Raw genomic sequence first — 7998 nt, 5'->3', positions numbered from 1 at the left:
ATGATCAAACTCTTCAGTTTAATCTTCAAGTGTCATCCCGAAGGACAACTAAATTTGTCTCAAGTAAAACTACTGTAATTACAATAAATGAATTCACAGAACGTTGACTTGATAATCTCTTAATAGCATCCAAAAACTTAATGTCTTCAGTGCTTTACGTGACATCATCTCAGTCAGCGCCCACACGAATTGCTTGGCTAATTTTTAAAGATCGTTGCTTGATGACCGTTTCCGTTCCCTCAAGCGAGGCGCGTATTCTACAGAGCCCCAGTTGATTGTCAACACCTTTTCTTAACTTTCTGAATTTAATTTCCTAAGCAACTAACTTATTGAAATCAAACTCAAAATTAGGTGTTAACTTCTCGCTTATTTCCAACCCTTTTGAAGGGCCTTCCCTCAAGCGAGGCGCGAATTATATAGATCTTAATTCGCCGGTCAACTACTTTTTTTGATCTTTCTGATTTTATTTTTGAGCTCGTTTTCGACACTTATATCAGCAACAAAAACTTCTCAAAAATCACCAGAAACAAAGATCAAAAATAACGCTAGAAGACCTTCACTTCTCGCCTCAATTTCGACCCCCTTAGGTGTCTCCCTCAAAGCGAGCGTGCATTTTAAATATCTCGCTTTGGATAGCAAGTGTTTTTCTTAAAAGTTTCGATCATCATTTAAAGTCACTATTTACCCACGAGCAAGCCAACCAAACCACTAGCATTTAGAAATATGATCAACCCTCATTCACGATTGTTTTAAGTTCTCTTCTATGTTTCCGCACCAGTTAGCAGCATATTTACACCTCAGTCTCTAAACTTCTGTTAATGCGCACAAAAATAACGCACACGATATCGATTTAACTAGCGAGTAGCCCCATATAAAGGAGCGCGTTCTTTTATCTTCTGTTCTTACTTTTGACAAAGCATTGAACATCGCAAGTTTACTTCAGAAATTAGATATTGATGGCAATCCTGATAACGGAATCAACCTAGGTAATGATGACCAAAAATTAGAAGATAGCCGACTCGACATCGGCGCATTCAAGGCCACAGACTTTGTTGCCTCGTCCAATATCGCTAGCATAAGAGAGCAACTCGGACTTACAGGGTCTGTTCGCTCATTGCAGCAAAATGTCGCCCATTTATACGATAGTCTCGGGATTGAAGTTCAAGCAGACAATATCGCTCAAAGTGCTCAAAAATCAGGGAGCACCCAAACGCAAAATACCTATTTTGAATACGATGATAGCGGCCGGCTAATCTCCGAACGAACAGAAAACCAGTCAGGCGGCGAAGATTTTGTTGTTTCTTACTCATATGATGAAGATGGTCGTATTAAAGAGAAGACCAATACACGCCAACAACTCCGCGAAACATTTACCTACTCTGACTCGGGGAAAATAACTTCACGAAACGCGTTCCGAAACAATGGCTCAGACTCAAGTGAATCCTACACCTATCAGAATGACGAACTGGTTTCATTTTCATACGACGACGGCAATGATGGAAGTATCGATCAGCTGACGTTGTATGATCGCCCTGTTGCTAATCAAGTTACGACACGTATATACAACAACGGCGATTCTTCAAGTACTCCTAGCACAGTCATCGAAGAAACTTATTTCCCTGACGACTTGCTTGCCGTTTACTCTGATGACAAAAACAATGATGGGACACCCGATTTAATCGTGTCTTACAGCTATGACGCACAGGAAAATAAATCAGTATTCAGCGTTCCGATTAATGACCAAGGAAGCGAAACGAGCTACGACGAATTCGAATACTCTGGCGACTTAGTCATCAAATACATCAAATACCTCAATGGCCAGATTGTTTACCAAGAACGTTATACGTATGACTAGAACAACAATCGCACGAGTGTCGATAAAGATATGAATGGTGATGGTTCGTTTGACCAATTCGCTCAATATCGCTATGACTCCTCGGGCAACAGAATATCCTCGGCTGAAGATTTCAACGGCAACGGCATCGCCGATAAATATTGGTCTAAATCCTTTGAAACGACCAGCCTCTCTAACCCATGGGATACAATATTTGGGCAGTTTTAACGCATCACGAATAGCGCTTTACAAAATTAATGTAGAGCGAAGATGCTTAAACTTCCCTATCCTTTCTATTCTTTGTAGTATTGACGTGTTAGGGCGCGGCTTTCGTCGTATCTAAAGTCCCCTTATGAAACAATTAAGACTGAAGCGAATTTTTCGCACATTTCAAGGAACAATAAATGAGTTCACATAAGAAATTCCTAAAATTAGGCGCTGCAGCATTGCTTGCAGGTGCAGCAAGTGTCGCAAGTGCTGAAACAATCAAAATTGCTTTAGCAGGACCAGTAACAGGACCCGTTGCTCAATACGGCGATATGCAAATGATCGGCTCAAAAATGGCGATCCAAAAGATCAATGAAGCTGGCGGCGTAAATGGCGCTCAACTAGAAGGAATCGTATACGACGACGCATGTGATCCAAAGCAAGCTGTTGCGGTTGCTAACAAAGTAGTTAATGACGGTATCAGCTTCGTAGTTGGTCACTTATGCTCAAGCTCTACTCAACCGGCTTCAGACGTTTATGAAGACGAAGGTATTTTGATGGTAACAGCGGCGTCTACAAGCCCTGACATCACTACACGTGGTTACCAAATGGTTTTCCGTACGATTGGCCTAGATAGCCACCAGGGACCAGTAGCAGGCAACTACATTGCTGACAAAATCAAGCCTGGCAACGTTGCGATCATTCACGACAAGCAACAATATGGCGAAGGCATTGCTACTTCAGTAAAAACAACGCTAGAAGAAAAAGGCGTTAATGTCGTTATGTTTGAAGGTATTACTTCTGGCGACAAAGACTTCTCTTCACTTATTGCAAAACTTCAAAAAGCAAATGTCGACTTCGTCTACTACGGCGGCTACCATCCAGAGCTTGGTCTAATTTTGCGTCAATCAGCTGAAAAAGGCTTCAAAGCACAATTTATGGGTCCAGAAGGTGTTGGTAACAATGATATCAATGCAATTGCAGGTCCTGCGTCTGAAGGTTTGCTCGTAACACTTCCACCAAGCTTCGACAAAAACCCAGCAAACGCAGACTTGGTTAAGTCTTTTGTTGACGTGGGTCAGGACGCAAGCGGTGCGTTCGTATTGACAGCTTACTCAGCGGTTCAAGTACTTGCAGATGCAATGGTCAAAACTGGCGGTACTGACACTGACGCAATGCAGAAAGCAATGCGTGAAATGAATTTCAGCACGCCAACAGGTGATATCCAGTTTGACGAGAAAGGCGATCTTAAGCAGTTCGACTTTGTTGTTTACAACTGGCACCAAGATGGCTCAAAAACTGAAGCCAAGTAAACACAAGTAGTTAGAGTAATTAGAACACCTGCTCTCTGCTGAGAGTGGGTGTTTTTTTTGGTAACAAGGTAGGGATAGATGCTAGAAGCATTCTTATATTTCATACAACAAATACTCAATGGACTGACGATTGGTAGTACCTATGCGTTAATCGCAATCGGTTACACCATGGTTTACGGCATTATTGGCATGATCAACTTCGCGCATGGTGAAGTGTACATGATCGGCACTTATGTCAGCTTTGTCGTGATAGCAGGACTAACGATGTTAGGCATCGAATATGTTCCTATTATTATCCTCGCTGCACTCACAATAGCCATTATTGTATCGAGTTCTTTCGGCTGGGCGATTGAGAGAACAGCATATAGACCTCTGCGCGGAGCGAATCGATTAATTCCTTTAATCTCTGCAATTGGTATGTCTATCTTCCTACAAAACTTTGTAGTGAATGCGCAAGGCGCTCGCGATGTTGCGATTCCTCCTATGATTAGTGGCGGTTGGACTTTCGGTACTGAAAACTTCCAAGCATCTCTGTCTTACATGCAGCTGATTATTTTTATAGCGACATTTATCTGCATGTCGGCACTCACATTATTTATTTCTAAGTCACGAATGGGACGAGCATGTCGCGCTGTTGCTGAAGACATCAAGATGGCAAATCTGCTTGGCATTAATACTAACCGAGTGATCTCTGCAACATTTGTCATTGGCGCTTCTTTAGCGGCTGTCGCGGGCTTATTACTTGGCCTTTATTACGGCGTTGCCAATCCACATATTGGTTTTATTGCCGGACTGAAAGCATTTACCGCAGCGGTACTTGGTGGCATTGGGAGCATTCCTGGCGCTATGCTCGGCGGAATTATTCTAGGTTTAACGGAAAGCTTAACTGCAGCGTATATTAGCTCAGAATGGAAAGACGCCGTGTCATTTAGTCTTCTCGTTCTAATCCTCTTATTTAAGCCGACTGGCTTACTAGGCAAACAAGAGGTTGAGAAAGTCTAATGAAATCGAATTTCAGTCATGCAGTATTTACTGCAATCATCACTTTTATCGTGTCCTTCCCTTTACTGGGCCTCAACTTGGTTACAGGCGGCACTTCAATGTCTATTGAAGGTGCGGGGCCAACGACTTGGATGTATATCGGTGCTGCCGTTGCGATCGTATTTTTCTTCCAATTATTCAGAGACCAGTTCACTGGATTATTTAGCCACATTCCTAAACCAAGTTTTAATACCGGTTATCAATCACTAGAACCGGCGAAGAAAGCAAAATTAGAAAACTGGTTTACTTTCGCAATCATTTTGATCGCGCTAGTTTGGCCGTTTATGGTGAGCCGTGGCTCTATCGACCTCGCAACTCTGGTACTTATCTATGTGATGTTAGGCCTTGGCTTGAACATCGTTGTCGGCCTAGCAGGCTTGTTAGACTTAGGCTACGTAGCATTCTACGCAGTGGGTGCATACAGCTATGCCCTACTATCTCTGTATTACGAAATCTCATTCTGGTTGGCATTGCCGATTGCTGGGATCATGGCCGCTTTGTTTGGCTTCTTACTGGGCTTTCCAGTACTACGCTTGCGCGGAGACTACTTGGCCATTGTAACTCTTGGGTTTGGCGAGATTATCCGTATCTTCCTTCTCAATGCTACATCCCTAACGGGTGGTCCGAATGGTATTGGAGGCATTGATAAACCGACACTCTTCGGTATGGAATTTGGACGCCGCGTAAAAGAAGACGGCAATACACTATTCCATGAAGTCATGGGAATCTCTTACGATTCAACGTACAAAGTTATCTTCCTTTATTTGTTAGCGCTTATCCTTGTCGTCATCACCGTCTTCGTGATCCGTCGACTTGTTCGCATGCCAGTTGGCCGAGCTTGGGAAGCATTGCGCGAAGATGAAATAGCCTGTCGTTCATTAGGTATGAATCGCACCGCGATCAAGCTTTCAGCGTTTACAATCGGTGCTGCGTTTGCAGGATTTGCCGGTTGTTTCTTTGCCGCGCGCCAAGGCTTCATCTCTCCAGAGTCATTCACGTTTATTGAATCAGCCATTATCTTGGCGATTGTTGTTCTCGGCGGAATGGGCTCACAAATGGGCGTTATCCTCGCTGCAATTGCAATGACAGTACTGCCAGAGCTAGCTCGTGAATTCCAAGAATACCGAATGTTGATGTTCGGCCTAATGATGGTTCTTATGATGGTATGGCGACCACAAGGTTTGCTTCCTTCAAAACGTCCACACTTGGAGTTAGCAGATGACAAATAAGACACTACTAAACGTATCTGATCTCAGAATGCAGTTTGGCGGACTCGTTGCCGTCAACGGTGTAAACCTGCGTGTTGAAGAGGGTCAAATCGTATCAATCATTGGTCCTAATGGTGCTGGGAAAACAACCGTTTTTAACTGCTTAAGTGGCTTTTATACGCCTACTTCGGGGGTTGTTGAATTTATGGGAGAAGAAATCCAAAAGCTTCCTGATTTCAAAATCTCTCTAAAAGGCATGGTCCGCACCTTCCAACATGTTCGTTTATTTAACGAAATGACCGTGGTTGAGAATTTGTTAGTTGCCCAGCATCGACACTCAAATACCAACCTACTCTCAGGTTTATTCAATACTCCTGCTTACAAGAAGTCTGAAGAACGTGCGATGCACCGCGCGAGATACTGGCTCGACAAAGTGGGGCTGACCGATGTCGCTAACCGCGAGGCGGGCAACTTGTCTTACGGCCAACAGCGCAGACTAGAAATAGCACGCTGCATGGTAACCGAACCGAAGCTGCTTCTACTTGATGAACCTGCGGCTGGCCTAAACCCGAAAGAAACGAAAGACCTAGATAATCTAATTGTTTCGCTCAAAGAAGATTACCACGTATCGGTATTGCTAATTGAGCACGACATGAATCTCGTAATGGGTATTTCAGACAACATTTACGTTATCAATCAAGGAACTCCTCTTGCCTCTGGTACTCCAGAAGAGATCAAAGGAAATCCAGACGTAATCAAAGCATATTTGGGAGAGGTTTGATGTTAGTACTCGATAATGTCCATACCTACTACGGAAAGATTCAAGCACTTAAAGGCGTTTCGTTGAACGTCGATAAGGGTGAAATCGTCACACTAATTGGTGCTAACGGTGCAGGCAAATCTACCCTACTGATGACAGTGTGTGGAGACCCTCGCGCGAGCCAGGGGCGTATTGAATTTGAAGGCAAAGACATATCCAAGACAGATACTGCTGAAATCATGAGAAGCGGCCTTGCCGTTGTTCCAGAAGGTCGCCGTATCTTTTCTGGGCTGACGGTGGAAGAGAATCTACACATGGGTGGTTTTTTCGAGACAAATGAAAGTATCGAAGAGTCTCTCGAGTATGTGTTTGGGTTATTTCCTCGTCTGAAAGAACGCTTTCAACAACGTGGTGGAACCATGTCTGGCGGCGAGCAGCAGATGTTAGCTATCGGCCGAGCACTAATGAGCAAGCCAAAAATGCTCTTTTTGGACGAACCCTCGCTCGGACTGGCCCCTATCATCATTAACCAAATTTTTGAGATTATTGAACAGTTACGCGAGCAAGGCATGACTATCTTTTTAGTCGAGCAAAACGCGAACCAAGCACTTAAGCTTGCTGACCGTGGCTATGTTCTCGAAAACGGCAGTATTGTATTGCAAGACACTGGTGACAACCTGTTGGTCAATGATGAAGTGAAAAAAGCCTATTTAGGCGGATAAACACTCGAAGTAAAGCAGCTCACTGAGCTGCTTTTTTTTCGTCAGCTCGATACCGTTGCTCAACATAAGACGGATGCCTTACAAAGATCGACAGATCTTTATAGCGATATGCATCTTTAAACATATCAATGAACTCATCTAAGTTGAGTCTTAATGGATTAAGTGTCGTGGGCTGTCGAAACGCAACGCCGTACTTTAGTTTTCCTGCTTCAGTCTCATCCCTAAACGTACCAAACAATCTATCCCAGATAATAAACACTCCGCCAAAATTGGTATCCACCTGCTTTTCGTTACAGCCATGATGAACTCGATGATGTGACGGAGTATTAAGGACCCATTCTAAAGGCCCCAAACGTTTGACCGTTTCAGTATGCAAGAAAAACTGATAAGCGAGGTTTGCTTCGATCGCTAGAATCACCCAATCTTTTTCAAAGCCAATTAGCGCTAAAGGCAGCCACCAAAACACCCAACCAAAGTTAAGATCTAACAAGAAGTTTTGTCGCAAAGCTGTTGAAAAATTTAGATTTTTTGATGTGTGATGGGTCGCATGTACCGACCACATCCAGCGTACTTTGTGCATCAAAAAATGATATGCATAGAAAAAGAAATCGACAGCCAAAAACAAAAAAACAAGACTAAAAGCTGTCACATCTGGAGAATACTGAAACCCGTACTCACGTACATAGTCATAAAAAACTTGGATGAAAAGCGCGATAGCAATACCGTCAACGACTTTATACATAGCACCCGTCGTCATATTACTTAGTGTCTCCTTCCAGTGATATGACTGACGATTTTGTCGCGACAGAACCCACATTTCAATACCAATCACGCTCAAAAATATAGAGCCAAATATCGCAATAAACATCAACGCATGAATTACATCATCCATCTTCGTTCCTTCTTTTTATTT

General features: G+C 43.3%; 8 protein-coding genes. 7 read left to right on the top strand and 1 reads right to left on the bottom strand.

Going from position 1 to position 7998, the window contains the following annotated elements:
- Nucleotides 1-919: 919 nt before the first annotated feature.
- The 7 genes from A3762_RS05655 (at nt 920) to A3762_RS05630 (ending at nt 7085) form a co-directional block, all read left to right on the top strand.
- The gene (locus A3762_RS05655; protein WP_068754455.1) at nt 920-1855 is read left to right on the top strand and encodes a hypothetical protein; all 936 of its coding nucleotides are present in this window, start codon (nt 920-922) and stop codon (nt 1853-1855) included.
- 30 nt (nt 1856-1885) lie between these two features.
- The gene (locus A3762_RS26365) at nt 1886-2062 is read left to right on the top strand and encodes a hypothetical protein (protein ID WP_156493264.1); all 177 of its coding nucleotides are present in this window, start codon (nt 1886-1888) and stop codon (nt 2060-2062) included.
- A gap of 176 nt (nt 2063-2238) precedes the next feature.
- Nucleotides 2239-3354 (top strand): branched-chain amino acid ABC transporter substrate-binding protein, encoded by a 1116-nt coding sequence (locus tag A3762_RS05650; RefSeq protein ID WP_068754453.1) that lies wholly within the window; start codon nt 2239-2241, stop codon nt 3352-3354.
- Nucleotides 3355-3432: 78 nt separating this feature from the next.
- Nucleotides 3433-4356, top strand: a complete 924-nt coding sequence (livH, locus tag A3762_RS05645) for a high-affinity branched-chain amino acid ABC transporter permease LivH (protein ID WP_068480833.1) — start codon at nt 3433-3435, stop codon at nt 4354-4356.
- On the top strand, nt 4356-5624 hold the full coding sequence (locus tag A3762_RS05640) for a high-affinity branched-chain amino acid ABC transporter permease LivM (protein ID WP_068754451.1): 1269 nt from the start codon (nt 4356-4358) through the stop codon (nt 5622-5624). Before livH ends, A3762_RS05640 begins: the two co-directional genes overlap by 1 nt.
- A complete protein-coding gene (livG, locus tag A3762_RS05635) occupies nt 5614-6384 on the top strand; it encodes a high-affinity branched-chain amino acid ABC transporter ATP-binding protein LivG (RefSeq protein WP_068480839.1) in 771 nt (256 codons plus the stop codon). Before A3762_RS05640 ends, livG begins: the two co-directional genes overlap by 11 nt.
- Nucleotides 6384-7085 (top strand): ABC transporter ATP-binding protein, encoded by a 702-nt coding sequence (locus A3762_RS05630; protein WP_068480842.1) that lies wholly within the window; start codon nt 6384-6386, stop codon nt 7083-7085. The genes livG and A3762_RS05630 overlap by 1 nt, the downstream gene beginning before the upstream one ends.
- A 19-nt stretch (nt 7086-7104) precedes the next feature.
- Here the strand turns inward: A3762_RS05630 and A3762_RS05625 are convergent, their stop codons facing one another.
- Entirely contained in the window at nt 7105-7977 is an 873-nt protein-coding gene (locus tag A3762_RS05625) for a sterol desaturase family protein (RefSeq protein WP_068480845.1), read from the bottom strand.
- Nucleotides 7978-7998 lie beyond the last annotated feature (21 nt).

The sequence above is a fragment of the Oleiphilus sp. HI0125 genome (genome assembly GCF_001635355.1).
The sequence above is the reverse complement of the archived record's forward strand: the minus strand, read 5'-3'. Positions and strand labels throughout refer to the sequence as shown.